Source organism: Variovorax sp. NFACC27, from assembly GCF_048301545.1.
Taxonomy (GTDB): Bacteria; Pseudomonadota; Gammaproteobacteria; order Burkholderiales; family Burkholderiaceae_C; genus Variovorax; species Variovorax gossypii.
Map to the genome: position 1 here is coordinate 6,581,352 of NZ_CP157613.1, position 14,670 is coordinate 6,596,021.

At 70.0% G+C, this 14,670-nt stretch carries 13 protein-coding genes; 3 read left to right on the plus strand and 10 right to left on the minus strand.

Going from position 1 to position 14,670, the window contains the following annotated elements:
• Positions 1 to 27: 27 nt before the first annotated feature.
• From ABL840_RS30685 to ABL840_RS30695, 3 genes are all read right to left on the minus strand, one after another.
• On the minus strand, positions 28 to 561 hold the full coding sequence (locus ABL840_RS30685) for a putative immunity protein (RefSeq protein ID WP_093302041.1): 534 nt from the start codon (positions 559 to 561) through the stop codon (positions 28 to 30).
• Between the two features lie 91 nt (positions 562 to 652).
• Positions 653 to 1,726 (minus strand): L-idonate 5-dehydrogenase, encoded by a 1,074-nt coding sequence (locus ABL840_RS30690; RefSeq protein WP_093197751.1) that lies wholly within the window; start codon positions 1,724 to 1,726, stop codon positions 653 to 655.
• 15 nt (positions 1,727 to 1,741) lie between these two features.
• The gene (locus tag ABL840_RS30695; RefSeq protein WP_093302043.1) at positions 1,742 to 2,698 is read right to left on the minus strand and encodes a 2-hydroxyacid dehydrogenase; all 957 of its coding nucleotides are present in this window, start codon (positions 2,696 to 2,698) and stop codon (positions 1,742 to 1,744) included.
• Between the two features lie 161 nt (positions 2,699 to 2,859).
• Between ABL840_RS30695 and ABL840_RS30700 the strand changes: the two genes are divergently transcribed.
• From ABL840_RS30700 to ABL840_RS30710, 3 genes are read left to right on the plus strand one after another with little or no spacing between them, the layout of a single operon-like run.
• Entirely contained in the window at positions 2,860 to 3,621 is a 762-nt protein-coding gene (locus ABL840_RS30700; protein ID WP_093197757.1) for a glucose 1-dehydrogenase, read from the plus strand.
• A gap of 18 nt (positions 3,622 to 3,639) precedes the next feature.
• Positions 3,640 to 4,185, plus strand: coding sequence for a gluconokinase (locus tag ABL840_RS30705; RefSeq protein ID WP_418116070.1), 546 nt, complete (start codon positions 3,640 to 3,642; stop codon positions 4,183 to 4,185).
• Positions 4,186 to 4,229: 44 nt separating this feature from the next.
• Positions 4,230 to 4,568 (plus strand): antibiotic biosynthesis monooxygenase family protein, encoded by a 339-nt coding sequence (locus ABL840_RS30710; RefSeq protein WP_093302046.1) that lies wholly within the window; start codon positions 4,230 to 4,232, stop codon positions 4,566 to 4,568.
• Here ABL840_RS30710 and ABL840_RS30715 read toward each other — a convergent pair.
• From ABL840_RS30715 to cheZ, 7 genes are all read right to left on the minus strand, one after another.
• On the minus strand, positions 4,534 to 6,477 hold the full coding sequence (locus ABL840_RS30715) for a glycoside hydrolase family 15 protein (protein WP_093302472.1): 1,944 nt from the start codon (positions 6,475 to 6,477) through the stop codon (positions 4,534 to 4,536). The genes ABL840_RS30710 and ABL840_RS30715 overlap by 35 nt on opposite strands.
• Positions 6,478 to 6,573: 96 nt before the next feature.
• A complete protein-coding gene (locus ABL840_RS30720; protein ID WP_093197798.1) occupies positions 6,574 to 7,308 on the minus strand; it encodes an RNA polymerase sigma factor FliA in 735 nt (244 codons plus the stop codon).
• Between the two features lie 21 nt (positions 7,309 to 7,329).
• Positions 7,330 to 8,130 carry a flagellar biosynthesis protein FlhG gene (locus ABL840_RS30725; protein WP_093302048.1) on the minus strand — a complete coding sequence of 267 codons (801 nt, stop codon included), beginning with the start codon at positions 8,128 to 8,130 and terminating at the stop codon, positions 7,330 to 7,332.
• A gap of 10 nt (positions 8,131 to 8,140) precedes the next feature.
• Complete coding sequence (gene flhF, locus ABL840_RS30730; RefSeq protein ID WP_093302051.1) at positions 8,141 to 10,648, minus strand: flagellar biosynthesis protein FlhF; 2,508 nt, start codon at positions 10,646 to 10,648, stop codon at positions 8,141 to 8,143.
• Positions 10,645 to 12,747, minus strand: a complete 2,103-nt coding sequence (gene flhA, locus ABL840_RS30735) for a flagellar biosynthesis protein FlhA (RefSeq protein WP_093197806.1) — start codon at positions 12,745 to 12,747, stop codon at positions 10,645 to 10,647. Before flhA ends, flhF begins: the two co-directional genes overlap by 4 nt.
• Entirely contained in the window at positions 12,744 to 13,895 is a 1,152-nt protein-coding gene (gene flhB, locus ABL840_RS30740) for a flagellar biosynthesis protein FlhB (RefSeq protein ID WP_093302054.1), read from the minus strand. Before flhB ends, flhA begins: the two co-directional genes overlap by 4 nt.
• Positions 13,896 to 14,027: 132 nt before the next feature.
• Entirely contained in the window at positions 14,028 to 14,669 is a 642-nt protein-coding gene (cheZ, locus tag ABL840_RS30745) for a protein phosphatase CheZ (RefSeq protein ID WP_093302056.1), read from the minus strand.
• Position 14,670: the final 1 nt, after the last annotated feature.

The following is a 14,670-nucleotide window of genomic DNA, read 5'->3' on the forward strand; positions in this document are numbered from 1 at the left end:
GCCCTTCCACCCGCAAAGGGCGGACCGTCAGCTGCGCAGGGCCGCGTCGATCCGATGGAACAGCGCGCTCGACGCTCCTTTACCGGGCGCCCGTGCCGGCAGGCGCCGCACCACCTCGCGGACCGCGGGCGACGCGTGATCGATCGCCCACCGGATCTCCGCTTCGCGGGTGCCGGCCTCGTCGGCGGCACCGCGCGAGATCGCCTGCACGCAGTAGGCCGCGGGGCCGACGATGTGATTCACCTGGTGCGCAGTCTCAAGCGGATGGGTGTAGGCCGACCCGGCGGCCGTGGATGCCGACCGCGCGGCGGCGGCCGCGGCCTCGTCGCCCACTTCGCGCGCGGCCGCCAGGGCGGCCCAGGCGAGCTTGCGCAGGTTCGCTGTCCGCACGCCGCTGCCGGCGAAGGCGCGCGCGGCCGCGATGGCCTCGCGCGGGCGGCTGTCGCCCGGCGCCCTTGCCTCGAACACCGGCAACGCCCTCTCAGCGCAATCGGCCGCCCAGAGGGCGACATGGCGCAGGTCTTCGTTGTTCAGCAGGGGGCGGGCAGGCACTTGATCCATGGCTCGGCGTATTCGCTCCCGGCCGACTGTAGCCGGACCATGAGCGCCGCCTGCCAACCCGCGCCTGCGGCTCGGGTGCTTCGTCCTGCCCTCAGGCCGCGACGCTCTCCGCCCCCGCGTCCGCGAAATCGATCAGCACCTTCATCGCCTTCTGCCGGTCGCTCGCCAGCTCGAAGGCCTGGCGCGCCTGCAGCATCGGGAAGGTGTGCGACACGACCGGGGAAAGATCGACGCGCCCTTCGTTGATGAGCTTCACCGCCAGCGCGAACTCGGCATGGAAGCGGAACGAGCCGCAGATGCTGAGCTCCTTCGCCACCACCATGTTCTGCGGAATGCTCACGTCGCCGCCCAGCCCCAGCTGCACGACCACGCCGCGCGGGCGCATCACTTCCAGGCCGTCGCGCAGAGCGCGCTCGTTGCCGGAGCATTCGAGCATCACGTCGAAGGTGCCCTTGTCGGCCGAATGACGCGACACCCAGGCCTTGTCCTTCGCAACGTTGATGACGTCGTCGGCGCCCATGGCACGCGCGATGGCCAGAGGCTCGTCGACCACGTCGGTGGCCGTGATGCTGGCCGCGCCGTGCGCGCGCGCCGCCGCGATGGCGAGCACGCCGATGGGCCCGCAGCCCGACACCAGCACCCGCTTGCCCAGCAGCGGGCCGGCGCGCGACACGCCGTGCAGCCCCACCGAGAACGGCTCCGCCAGTGCGGCGAGACGCAGCGGCACGTGGTCGGCCACCTTCACGCACTGCGTGGCCTCGCACAGCAGCATGTTGCGGAAGGCGCCCTGCACGTGCGGCGTGCGCATCGCGCTGCCGTAGAAGCGCATGTCGAGGCACTGGTTGGGCAGGCCCTCGAGGCAGAACTTGCAGGCGCCGCAGGGGCGGCTCGGGTTGACGGCCACCTTGTCGCCGATGCGAACGTTCTCCACGCCGGGCGCCACGGCCACCACGGTGCCGGCCACCTCGTGGCCCAGCACCATCGGCTCCTTGATGCGCACGGTGCCGAAGCCGCCGTTGTGGAAGTAATGCAGGTCGGAGCCGCAGATGCCGCCCATTCCGACCTTCACCAGCACCTGGCCGGGGCCGATCTCGCCGGCGTCCTGTTCGTCCAGGCGCAGGTCGTCGGGGGCGTGAATCACGAGGCACATGCAACGCAGGCGCATGGTTTTCTTCCTTTTTCAGGCAACGGGAGTGATCAGGGGCAGGCCCGCGAAATGGGCCTCCAGGTTGCGGCGCACCAGCTCGCCCATGGCGCGGCGCGTCTGCTCGGTGCCGCTGCCATGGTGCGGGGTCAGCACCACGTTGTCGAGCGCGGCGAAGCGCGGATCGATGCCCGGCTCGTTGAGGAACACGTCGAGCGCGGCGCCGGCGATCTCGCGCGCCTCCAGCGCCTGCAGCAGCGCGCCTTCGTCCACCGTGGTGCCGCGCGACACGTTCACGAGCCAGCCCTTGGGGCCCAGCGCGCGCAACACCTCGGCGTTCACGATGCCGCGCGTGGCTTCGCCGCCGGGCAGGATGACGATGAGCACGTCGCACCAGTCGGCCATCGCGCTCAGGCTGGCGAAGTGACGGTGCGGGCTGTCGGCCTTCGGCGTGCGGCTGAAGTAGCCCAGCTCCACGTCGAAGCCCGAGAGCCGCCGCGCGATGGTGCCGCCGATGCGGCCGAAGCCCGCGATGCCGACGCGCTGTCCGAAGACGCGCGTGGCCAGCGGCAAGGCCCCCTTGGCCCATGCACCGCTTCGCACGAAGGCGTCGCCCGCCGGAATGCGGCGCTGCACCGCGAGCATGAGGCCCACGGCAAGGTCCGCCACGTCGCCGTTGAGCACGTCGGGCGTGTTGGTCACGCGGATGCCGCGCGCGCGGCAGGCGGCGAGGTCGATGGCGTCGGTGCCCACGCCGTAGCAGGAGACCAGCTCCAGCTTCGGCAGCGCGGTAATGAGCTCGGCGCTCGCGCCCAGCTCGCCGCGCGTGGCGATCGCACGGATCTCCTGCGCATGCGCGGCAATGAAGGCCTGCCGGTCGGGCGCATCCCACAGGCGATGCAGGGTGTAGGACTCCCGCATCGGCGCCATGTCCCACTCGGGGTAGGCGCCCATCATCAGCACGTGCGGGGAAGCGGCGGCGGTAGCGGTCAAGCGGGTGTCTCCAGCGGATGGCGGCGGTTCTGGCTCAATTTGATACCGGTAACTTTAGCCGATACGTGAATGTAAAGCCAGCGAAGGTTTCACCCATTGACGAAATCAAAAGATACCGGTAACTTTCTTCGCCAGTCTCGCCCCTCATCCAGGAACTCCCCTTGAAACTGTTCGACCTCTCCGGGCGCACCGCCCTCGTCACCGGCTCCAGCAAGGGCATCGGCTTCGCGCTGGCCGGCGCGCTGGGCAATGCCGGCGCCCGCGTCGTGCTCAATGCGCGCGATGCCGCCGCGCTCACCGCGGCCCGCGACGCCCTGCGCGCCCGGGGCATCGCAGCCGAGGCCGCGGCCTTCGACGTCACCGACGCCGCCGCGGTGGAAGCCGGCGTGGCGGCCATCGAGGCCGACATCGGCCCCGTCGACATCCTCGTGAACAACGCCGGCATGCAGCACCGCGGGCCGTTCGCGGAGTTCCCGATCGACGCGTGGCACAAGATCACCACCACCAACATCGACAGCGTGTTCCTGGTCGGCCGCGCCGTCGCGCAGCGCATGATCGAGCGCAAGCGCGGCAAGATCATCAACGTGTGCTCGGTGCAGAGCGAGCTGGGTCGCCCGGGCATCGCGCCCTACGCCGCCACCAAGGGAGCGGTGAAGATGCTCACCAAGGGCATGGCGATCGACCTCGGCAAGCACGGCATCCAGGTCAACGGTCTCGGGCCGGGCTACTTCAAGACCGAACTCACGCAGGCGCTGGTGGCCGACGAGGCCTTCACCGCGTGGCTCTCGGGCCGCACGCCCGCCGGCCGCTGGGGCGACGTGGAAGAACTGGGCGGCGCGGCCATCTTCCTGGCCTCCGACGCATCGAGCTTCGTCAACGGCCACATCCTGTACGTGGACGGCGGCATCACCGCGAGCCTCTAGCGCCGTGCCGCCGCTGCAGTGCCGTCATTCCGCCTGCCCGTGGTGGTGATGGGCGTATCGGGCACCGGCAAGAGCAGCGTGGCGGCCGGGCTCGCGCAGCTGCTGGGCATTCCGTGGATCGACGGCGACGACCTGCACGCGCCCGAGGCCGTGGCGCGGATGCGGGCCGGCCTGCCGCTGGCGGATGAAGACCGCTGGCCCTGGCTCGACCGCGTGGGCGCCAATCTTGCCGACCGCACGGCCGCGCCTCGTGGCGTGGTGGTGGCCTGCTCCGCACTGCGGCGCGCCTACCGCGACCGGCTGCGCGCCGCCTCGCCGGGTCTGCGCTTCGTGTTCCTCGACGGCCCTCCGGCGCTGGTGCGCCAGCGCATGGAACAGCGCACCGGCCACTACATGCCGGCCACCCTGCTCGACAGCCAGCTGGCGACCCTGGAACGACCGGACGCCGGCGAGCCCGACGTGCTGCACACCCCGATCGACATGCCCGTTGCGCTGATCGTCGCCGGCATCGGTGCGCAGCTTCTCAGGCAGGCGGAAGAAGCCTCCGCGAAAGTCTCCGCCTGACGGCCACGCCGCACAGGCCCGAACCGGCAAGCAAGGAGAAACCCATGTTCATCCGCTGCGCATTCTTCAGGGGCCGGGTCAAGGCCGGCATGGAAGAGGCCTTCGACCGCCACGTGCACGAAAGGCTCGTGCCGCTGTGGACCCGCTTTCCCGGCGCGCTCGAGGTGCGCGTACTGCGCCAGGTCGAAAGCGACGTGAACGACCCCGAGCTGGCGATGGTCGTGGCCATCCGCTGGGCGAGCCGCGAGGACATCGCCCGCGCGCTCGACTCGCCCGTGCGCTACGAAAGCCGCGAAGTCTCGAAGAAGCTGTTCGAGATGTTCGACGGCACGGTCTTCCACACGGTGTTCAGCGCCGGGGAGTTCGCGCTCTCGGCCTCTTGAGCGGAGCGCTCTTCTCGCTCTTCTCGCTCTTCTTCACCGCTTTCTTCGCCGCCTTCTTCGACGACGCCTTGCCGTCCATGTCCGCCAGCTCCCACACCCCGCCGGCCGCCGACACCAGCGCATGCGCGCTGTTGATCAGCCCGATGTGCGAGAAGGCCTGCGGAAAATTGCCGAGCTGCCTGCGCGCCACCGGGTCGTATTCCTCGGCGTAGAGCCCCAGGTCGTTGGCCAGCGCCAGCAGCCGCTTGAACAGCGCCCGCGCCTTGCGCAGCCTGCCCATGGCGACATACACGTTCGCCAGCCAGAAGCTGCATGCGAGGAAGGCGCCCTCCCCGCCGCCGAGCCCGTCCACGCCCTTCTCGGTGCGGTAGCGGTACACCAGCCCGTTGAAGATCAGCTCCTTCTCGATGCGCGCGATGGTGCCCTGCACGCGCGGGTCGTTGATCGGCAGGAAGCCGATCAGCGGCATCCACAGCAGCGCGGCGTCCACCGTATCGGCGCCGTAGTACTGCATGAAGGAATTGGACGCGGCGTCGTAGCCGCGCGCGCAGACCTCGGCGTGGATCTCGTCGCGCACTTCCCGCCAGCGATCGACCGGGCCTTCGAGCCCGAACTCGGTGGCGCTCGCGATCACCCGGTCGAAGGCCAGCCAGCACATGACCTTGGAGTGCACGAAGTGGCGCGGCTCGCCGCGCACTTCCCACAGGCCGGAGTCGGGCTCCCGCCACAGATCCATCAGCTGCTTCGCGATGGCGCGCTCCAGCGGCCACAGCTTGTCCATGTCCGCCAGCCCGGCCTTGCGCGCCGCATGGAAGGCCGCGATGACCGAGCCGTAGACGTCGAGCTGCCGCTGCCCGTGCGCGCCGTTGCCGATGCGCACCGGGCGACTGCCTTCGTAGCCGGGCAGCCAGCCGAGCTCGAGCTCGGTCAGCGAACGTTCGCCGTGCAGGCCGTACATCACCTGCAGCTCCTCGGGCGAGCCGCCGACCGCGCGCATCAGCCACCAGCGCCAGGCGCTGGCCTCCTCCACGTAGCCCGAGCCGATCAGCGCGTAGAGCGTGAGCGCCGCGTCGCGCAGCCAGCAGAAGCGGTAGTCCCAGTTGCGCTCGCCGCCGGGCAGCTCGGGCAGCGATGCACTGGGCGCGGCGACGATACCGCCGGTGGGCTCGTAGGTGAGCGCCTTGAGCGTGAGCAGCGAGCGCATCACCGGCTCGCGAAACTCGCCGTGGTAGCCGCAGCGTTCGGTCCACGCGCTCCATTCGGCGACGGTGCGCGCCAGCAGCGCATTGGCGTCGCGCGTCACGGGCGGCTTGAGGTGCGAGGGAAACCAGTCGAGGCTGAAGGCGATGGACTGGCCCGCCGACACGGTGAAGTCGGCGAAGCTCGCGAAGTTCTCGTTGGTCAGTGGCACGCCGGAGCTGATGCGCACGGAGTCGGGCCCGGCCGTGGCGAACACCGCGCCGTCGCGCCGGTCCATCCACGGGCACCACTCGCCGTAGTTGAAGCGAATGCGGAACTCCGTGTGCATGGCGACCGTGCCGCGCACGCCCCGCACGATGCGCACCACCTCGTGCGTGCCGTCGAGCGCGGGGCGAGGCATGAAGTCGGTGACGACGGCCGTTCCGCCGGCCACGTGAATCGTCGTCTCCAGCACCACGGTGCCCGGCAGATAGCGCCGCGCGATGCGCGCCTTGCGGTCGGTCGCGCGCATCGACCAGTGGCCGTTGCGCTCGTCGCCGAGCAGGCTGGCGAACATCGCCGCGGAATCGAAGCGCGGCAGGCACAGCCACTCGATGTCGCCGCCGCGGTGCACCAGCGCCGCGCTGTGGGTCGATCCGATGAGCGCGTAGTCGCCGATGGGGCGGTCGCCGTGCAGCTTGACGGAAGGTTGCTTGGAGGTCTTTGGCAAGAGCCCGAGCTTTGCCGCCCGCGCGGGCACGGCGCGCCAGCGCAGGGCGCGCATTGCTGACGGACAAGACCCAATCGGCGTGCCCCGGAGGGCAGCCTAGAGCAGGTCCTTCAGCTTCGCCCGCAACCTGCTGATCGCCTGGCTGTGCAGCTGGCACACGCGCGACTGGCTCACTTCGAGGATGGCGCCTATCTCGCGCAGGTTCAGCTCTTCCTCGTAGTAGAGGTTCAGCAGCAGCTGGTCGCGTTCCGGCAGCGCCGAGATGGCGTCCACCAGCTGGTGGCGGAAGCCGCTTTCCAGCAGCTGCTCCAGCGGGTCGTCGCTGCTGCGGCGGTCCTTGCGCGCGTCCTGCGAATGGCTGTCGAGGAAGGCGTTGTCGGCGTCGTCCTTGGAGAAGTCTTCCACGTACAGCAGCTGGCAGCCCTGAATCTCCTGCAGCAGCGACTGGTACGCCTCGATGTCCATCTTCAGCTCCCTGGCGATCTCCCCTTCGGTGGGAGAACGCCCGAGCTTGTGGCCCAGCGCCTGGATCGCCTTCTCGATGCCGCGCGCCGACTGGCGCAGGCCGCGCGAGCCCCAGTCGGCGGCGCGCAGTTCGTCGAGCATGGCGCCGCGGATGCGCTGGCTGACGAAAGTCTCGAACTGCGCGCCCCGGTTGTCCTGGTAGCGGCTGGATGCGTCCAGCAGGCCGAGCATGCCTGCCTGGATCAGGTCGTCCAGCTCCACGCTGGCGGGCAGCTTGGCCATCATCTGCAGCGCGATGCGGCGCACCAGCGGCTGGTGCTGCGCCAGCAGGTGAGATTTCTCGATGGTTCCCTGTGCGGTGTACACGGCGTTCCGTCCTTCCTGGGCTCAGGCCACGGCCTGCTGGGGCTCGGCCGCGCGCCACGGCCAGCCGTCCATCTCGCCTGCGACGCGACGCAGGTCGATCGCCGCGTGGCTCGCGGGAAAGGCCTCGGCGATGGTCTTCTTCAGCCGCCAGGCATCGGCGACCAGCGGATCGAAGCGCACCCAGCCGGCGGGCTGCAGCGACAGCGCGAGATAGCGGCTGCCGGCATGGGCGAGGTTGTTCATGATCTGGCGCGCGGCCTGGACGTCGACCACGCCGTTGACCAGGAAGCGCATCTGGCTCATGCCATGCGCTCGCTGCAGGTGCTTGATGCCCGCATAGGCCGAGGTGACCGACGAGGGGTGCGGCTGCAGCACCAGCAGCAGGTCGTCCGCGCCCTGCGCGAGCGCCGACAGCCGGCCCTCGCGGTCGAAGGCCGCATCGACGATGACGAAGCCGTCGTACCAGAACCTGCGCGGATCGTTGCCTGCGCCATGCACCGCGCCGGGCGGCGCCGGCAGCACACGCACGCCGCAGGCCGCGCGCACCTCGGCGCCGTCGAGCGTCAGGCGCCCGCCGGCCACGTCGGCCAGGCTGCCCAGCGGGTCGATATCCCAGACCTCGCACGCCGAGCCTTCGGCCGGGCAGTGCTCGTCGAGCAGCAGGACGTTGCGGCCCTGCCCCGCCAGCGCCACCGCGAGGTTCATCGCGATGGTGGTGCCGCCCGCGCCGCTGCCCATGCCGGCCACCGCGACCACGCGCGCCTGCATCGGCGCGAGCAGGCGCCGGAGGCCGTCCGCCTGATCCGCAACCAGCTTGTTCATTGCGCCACCCTCAATCCTGCTTCTCCAGCTTCTGCGGCTTCGCGGGCTCGCGCGGCGCCTGCACGGGCGCGGTCGATTCGGTGCCCAGCGCATCGAGCAGCAGGAAGAGCTTGCCCACGCCCGCATACAGCGCACTGCCGCTCATGGCGCGGCCGTTGCGCGCCGGGCGGCCCATCAGCTGGCCCAGCAGCGCGCGCGCGCGGTCGGCCCACTCGCCCTCGGCCTGCAGCAGCCGCCACACGGTGGTGCTCATCTGGCCGGCGATCAGGAGCCGCTTCATGATGTCCGGGTCGCCCAGCTCGCCGATGCCGCCCACGAGCTGCACGCCGTCGCGCAGCAGGCGGAAGCAGGGCTCGGCATCCACCGCCCAGCCCAGCCACTGCGCGAGCTGGCGCGCGGAAACCTCGGAGCCGATGTTCGAAAGCGCGTGCACCTGCGCCAGCACATTGCCGGTGCGCGCATCGACCACGCGCGTTGCGACGCAGCGCAGCGCCGGCATCTCGTCGCGGGCGATGCCCGCCGCCAGGGCGGCCGCATTGAAACGCAGCACCACGTCGGCATGCGACTCGGCGAGCAGCGCCGCCTTGCCGCGGAAGCGCACGGGCCGCGCTTCGCCGAATTCGAAGTCCATGCGCGCCAGCGTGTCGGGTGCGCCGGTGCGCATGTCGATCACGGCGGTGGAGCCCGGCGCGCGCGCCAGCCAGCGCTGGCCCGCGGCCTGCCACTGCACCATCGCCTCGATGCCGGGCAGGCGGGTCAGCAGGTGCACCAGCGGCCGACTGCCGAAGTCCTGCTGGCGCAGCCACGGAACCTGGCGTGCGCCGGGCTTGCGCGCGGCGTCCTTCATGCCGCGCGTGGCGGCCGTCGAGAGCCACTGGTTGGGCGCCGCCAGCGGCAGGCCCGTGCGGTCCGACAGCAGCAGGCTGCCGTGGCATTCGTAGGCGTCGCCGCCCTCGTTCGATCGCAGTCCCACCTGCCCGCATAGCGCGAGCACATGGGTCTCGCAGGCGGCGGCCACTTCGCCGCGCGCGTGCACCAGCAGGTCCTGCAGCACGGCCTTCTGGCCCGCTTCCTCGTCGCCGGCCTGGCGCCATAGCGCGCGTGCGCGCTCGAAGCCGATCTGCGCGCCGGCCAGCGCGCTCGCGGTGGTGGCCAGCTCCTGCGCGTCGTGCGCCATGGCGCGGATCAGGTTCTGGTACTTCAGGCGCAGCAGGTCGGTCTCGCCCTGCGCGCGGGCCACCTGCTGCGAGGCGCCCGCCGCGGCGGCAGCGTCTTCCTGCAGGTCGCTCTCGGCGGGCACGAACAGCGGGCTGTGCTGGCGCGGCTGGAACACGCTGTCCACCAGCTGCGTGCGGTCGGCCTGCATCAGGTTCTCGGGCACCTTCTGGCCGCTGGAGATGTAGTGCACCGGCAGGCGGTGGCGGATCACGGTGTCGATCAGCGCGCCCGGGTGCGTGGCCTCGTCCACCTTGGTGAAGATGCAGCCGGCCAGCTCGTTGCCGTGGCGGTAGGCGTGCACCACCTCGTTGAGCGTGTCGCCGTGGCTGGTGGCGTTGAGCAGCAGCAGCTTCTTCACCGGCCTGGGGCTCTGGCCCAGCATGGCGATCTGCTCGGGCACGGCGCGGTCGCGCTGGCTCATGCCGACGGTGTCGATCAGCACCATGTGCTTCTCGCGCAGGTCCTGCAGCACCAGGTGCAGATCGGCGGCGTCCTTCACGGCGTACACCGGCACGTTGAGGATCTGGCCGTAGATGCGCAGCTGCTCGTAGGCGCCGATCCGGTAGCTGTCGGTGGTCACCAGCGCGAGCTTGTCGGCGCCGAAGCGCATCACGCAGCGCGCGGCCAGCTTGGCGGTGGTGGTGGTCTTGCCCACGCCGGTGGGGCCCATCAGCGCATAGACGCCGCCCGCGGCGAACAGCGCGTCCTCGTCCTCATGCACGGGCACGGCGCGGATCAGCTCCGAGCGCACGTAGGCCATGCCCTCGGCGTAGGTACGGCCGGTGGGCAGCTTCTCGAGCATGGCCTTCGACAGGCGCGCGCTGAAGCCGGCGCCGAGCAGCGTGCGCAGCAGGCGGCCGCGCACGGGGTCGCGGCGCTGCCTGTCGTTCCACACGACGCTGGCGAGCTGCTCCTCGATCATGCCGCGCATGGAGTGCAGCTCCTCGAGCACGGTGTCGGCTGGTGCGGCGGCGGGCGCGTGGACCTGCACGGGCGCAGGCGCAGGCAGCGGCGCGGGCATCGAGGCGACCGGCAAAGGAGCGGGTGCCACACGAACGGCCGGTGCCGCAACAGGGGCAACGGCTGCAACGGGCTTCGCGGCCGCGCTGCCCTGCAGCACGCCCTGCACTTCGCCCTCGACCATGGCGACGATCTCCACGCCCTCGGCGGTCGCGCGATGCGTGAGCACGATGGCGTCGGCGCCCAGCGCCTCCCTCACCAGTCGCAGGGCTTCGCGGCTGGTGGCCGCGACGAATTTGCGCGCGGTGGTGCGCACGTCTGTCTGTTGGGGGGAATTCAACCTCGTCCTCCGATGGCGGTGGTGACCTTGATGGTTCGGGAATCAGGAATCTCGGCGTGCGACAGCACCTTGAGCTGCGGCAGGCTGCGCCGCAGGAAGCGCGACAGCAGCACGCGCAGCGAGTGCTGCACGACCAGCACCGGCGCAAGCCCCATCTGCTCCTGCCGCACGATGGCGGCCTGCGCCTGCCGCAGCAGGTTGTCGGCAATGCCGGGCTCGATGCCGCTGCTGTTGCCCAGGGCCTGCTGCAGCACGCCGTCGAGCGAGCCGTCCAGGCCGATGACCTGCATCTCGGTGTCGCCCGGGAAGAGCTGCTGCGTGATCGCGCGGCCCAGCGCCAGGCGCGTGAGCGTGGTGAGCTCGGTCGGGTCCTTGACGGTCGGCGCGTACTCGGCCATCACGTCGAGGATGGTGCGCATGTCGCGGATCGGCACTTCCTCGTCGAGCAGGTTCTGCAGCACCTTGTGCAGCGTACTGAGCGACAGCACCTTGGGCACCAGGTCTTCGGTGAGCTTGGGCGCGGTCTTGGCGATCTGGTCGAGCAGCTGCTGCACTTCCTGGCGGCCCAGCAGCTCGGCGGCATGCGTCTGGATGAGGTGGTTCAGGTGCGTGGCCATCACCGTGCAGGCATCGACCACCGTGTAGCCGTACACCTGCGCCTGCTGGCGCAGGCTGGAGTCGATCCACACCGCCGAGAGGCCGAAGGCCGGGTCGCGCGTGGGCGTGCCGGGCAGCGAGCCCGTCACCTGGCCCGGGTTGATGGCCATCCACTGGTTCGGGAAGGCCTCGCCGCGCCCGATCTCCACGTCCTTCAGGGTGATGACGTAGGTGTTGGGCTTGATCTCCAGGTTGTCGCGGATGTGCACCACCGGCACCAGGAAGCCGACCTCCTGCGCGATCTTCTTGCGGATGCTCTTGATGCGGCCCAGCAGTTCGCCCTGCTGCGACTGATCCACCAGCGGGATCAGCCGGTAGCCGACCTGCATGCCCAGCGGGTCGACCATGGCCACGTCGTCCCATGTCGCTTCCGCGGTCTCGGCGGACGATGCCGCGAGGTTCGCGGCCTGCACGGCGGCGGCTTCCTGCGCCGCCTGCTGCTTCGGCTTGCGCTGCAGCAGCCCGCGACCCAGCCACACCAGGCCGCCCGCGATGAGCAGGAAGGCCAGGTTCGGCATGCCGGGAATCATGCCCAGCAGGCCGACGATGCCGGCCGTGAGAAACAGCACCTGCGGGTTGGAGAAGAGCTGGCCCGTGAGCTGGCTGCCCACGTCCTCGTCGGTGGTCACGCGCGAGACGATCACGCCGGCGGCGGTGGAGATCACCAGCGCCGGGATCTGCGCCACCAGGCCGTCGCCGATGGCCAGCAGCGTGTAGGTCTTGCCGGCCGTGGAGAAGTCCAGCCCGTGCTGCACCATGCCCACCACCAGCCCGCCGATGATGTTGATCACCATGATGAGCAGGCCCGCGATCGCGTCGCCGCGCACGAACTTGCTGGCACCGTCCATCGAGCCGTAGAAGTCGGCTTCCTGGGCCACCTCGGTGCGGCGCTTGCGGGCCACGTCCTCGCCGATCAGGCCGGCGTTGAGGTCGGCGTCGATGGCCATCTGCTTGCCCGGCATCGCGTCGAGCATGAAGCGCGCGCCCACCTCGGCGATGCGGCCCGCGCCCTTGGTGATCACCATGAAGTTGATGAGCACGAGGATGATGAACACCATCACGCCCACGGCGAAGTTGCCGCCCACCAGGAAGTGGCCGAAGGCCTCGATCACCTTGCCCGCCGCATCGGGGCCGGTGTGGCCGTTCATCAGCACCACGCGCGTGGAAGCCACGTTCAGCGACAGGCGCAGCAGCGTGGAGAACAGCAGCACGGCCGGGAAGGCGGCGAAGTCCAGCGCCTTCATCGTGTACATGCTCACCAGCAGCACCATCACCGACATCGCGATGTTGAAGGTGAACAGCAGGTCGAGCAGGAACGGCGGCAGCGGCAGCACCATCATGCTCAGGATGAGGATGATGAGGATCGGCCCCGCCAGCCCCTTGAGCTGCGAGCCGGCGAACATGCGCGTCGGCATGCGCATCAGGTTTGTCATCGCGTTCATGCGTGTGTCGCCGTGTCGGCGGTGTATTGGAGTTCTGCGGGAACCGGCAGATCGGTGGGTGTGCGCGGCGCTTCGCCGCCTTCGGCCTTCCAGCGCCTGAGCTGGTAAACCCAGGCCAGCACCTCGGCCACCGCGGTGTAGAGGCCGGCGGGAATCTCGTCACCCAGCTTCGTGTGTCTGTAGAGGGAGCGCGCGAGCGGCGGCGCCTCGAGGATCGCCACCTTGTGCTCCTTGGCCAGCTCGCGGATGCGCGCGGCCACGAGCTCGGTGCCCTTGGCCACCACGCGCGGCGCACCCATGCCGCCTTCCTGGTACTTGAGCGCCACGGCGAAGTGCGTGGGGTTGGTCAGCACGATGTCGGCCTTGGGCACCTCGGACATCATCCGGCGGCGCGCCATCTGCTGTTGCTGGCGGCGGATCGCCGCCTTGATGTGCGGATCGCCTTCGCTTTCCTTGTGCTCCTGGCGCACGTCCTCGCGCGACATGCGCAGCTTGCGGTAGTAGCTCCAGAGCTGGAAGGGCACGTCGATCAGCGCCACGAGGAAGAGCGTGGCGGCGATCAGCGCGCAATGCCTGGCCACCAGCACCATCGCGTGCGGCAGCGCGTACTGCGCGGGCTGGGCCATCAGCGCCATCAGCGCCTCGATGTCGCGCGACACCACCCACCACGCCACGCCGCCGATGAGCGCCGACTTGGCCAGCGCCTTCACCAGCTCCGCGAGCGACTGTGTGGAGAACATGCGGCCGATGCCGGCCAGCGGATTGAGCTTGCCGAAGTTCGGCGCTGCCGACTTGGTGGAGAACAGCCAGCCGCCGAGCATCATCGGCGCGAGCACCGCCGCGACGACCATCATCGCGAACAGCGGACCGATGGCCGTCATCGCCTGCAGCGACATCAGCCCGGTCTGGGCCAGCATGTGGGAAGGATCGAAGGCGCTGGCGCGGTCGAAGTGCAGGCCGCGGCGCAGCGCGCCGCTCATGCTCGTGCCCAGGGACTGCGCCGTGAGCCACAGGCCGGCGCATGCCGTGCCCAACATGACGAAGGTGGTGAGCTCGCGTGAACGGGCTACGTTGCCTTCCTCGCGCGCCTTTTCCAGGCGCCGCTCGGAGGCGGGTTCCGTTTTCTCGAGATCGCTTTCCTCAGCCATTCATGCTCCGAACCAGCACTGGCGCAACACGCCTTGCTCATGGCCAAATTATTGGATTCGGCCCCTCGGAACAATCTGCCGATCAGGGGCCTGATACCCCTGCAGTTCGGACAATAGAAGCGACCTCCGGAATCAGAAGCCGAGGCTCTCCAGCAGGTCGTCGACCTGCGCCTGGTCGGTCACGGCATCGGGGTTGCCGGGCTTGATCTGCGGGCCGTTCTGCAGGCTTTGCACGGCCTCGTGGCGCTTCTCGGGCGCGGAGTTGTCGATGAGCACCTGCAGCAGCTGCGTCTCGACGTCGTTGACCACTTCCATCATCTTCTTGATGACCTGGCCCGTCAGGTCCTGGAAGTCCTGCGCCATGAGGATCTCCATGAGCTGCGTGTTGATCGCGCTGGCGCGGTCCGGCACCTCGTTGAGGTAGCCGCGCGTGTCCAGCACGAGCTCGCGCGCATGGTCGAGCTCGATGGGGTTCTCGAACCACTGGTCCCAGCGCTTGCTGAGGCTCTTCGCGTCGGTGGCCAGCGCCTCCTGCAGCGGCTGCGCCACGTCGATGGCGTTGAGCGCGCGGTGCGCCGCACGCTCGGTGGTTGCGGCCACGTAGCTCAGGCGGTCGCGCGCGTCGGGGATGGCCTGCGCGGCCTTGGCCACCTGCTTGTCGAGGCCCAGCTCGCGCAGGCCGTCGCGCAGCTGGCGCGTGAGCTGGCCGATGCGGCCCAGCAGTTCCTCGGTGGTGTTGGCGGAGTCCGCCACGACGGCAGTGTTCTGGCTCATG

Coding starts and splice junctions, on each gene's coding strand:
- ABL840_RS30685 (WP_093302041.1), bottom strand. CDS start 561: ATGGATCAAGTGCCTGCCCGCCCCCTGCTGAACAACGAAGACCTGCGC.
- ABL840_RS30690 (WP_093197751.1), bottom strand. CDS start 1,726: ATGCGCCTGCGTTGCATGTGCCTCGTGATTCACGCCCCCGACGACCTG.
- ABL840_RS30710 (WP_093302046.1), top strand. CDS start 4,230: ATGTTCATCCGCTGCGCATTCTTCAGGGGCCGGGTCAAGGCCGGCATG.
- ABL840_RS30725 (WP_093302048.1), bottom strand. CDS start 8,130: ATGAACAAGCTGGTTGCGGATCAGGCGGACGGCCTCCGGCGCCTGCTC.
- flhA (WP_093197806.1), bottom strand. CDS start 12,747: ATGAACGCGATGACAAACCTGATGCGCATGCCGACGCGCATGTTCGCC.
- flhB (WP_093302054.1), bottom strand. CDS start 13,895: ATGGCTGAGGAAAGCGATCTCGAGAAAACGGAACCCGCCTCCGAGCGG.
- cheZ (WP_093302056.1), bottom strand. CDS start 14,669: ATGAGCCAGAACACTGCCGTCGTGGCGGACTCCGCCAACACCACCGAG.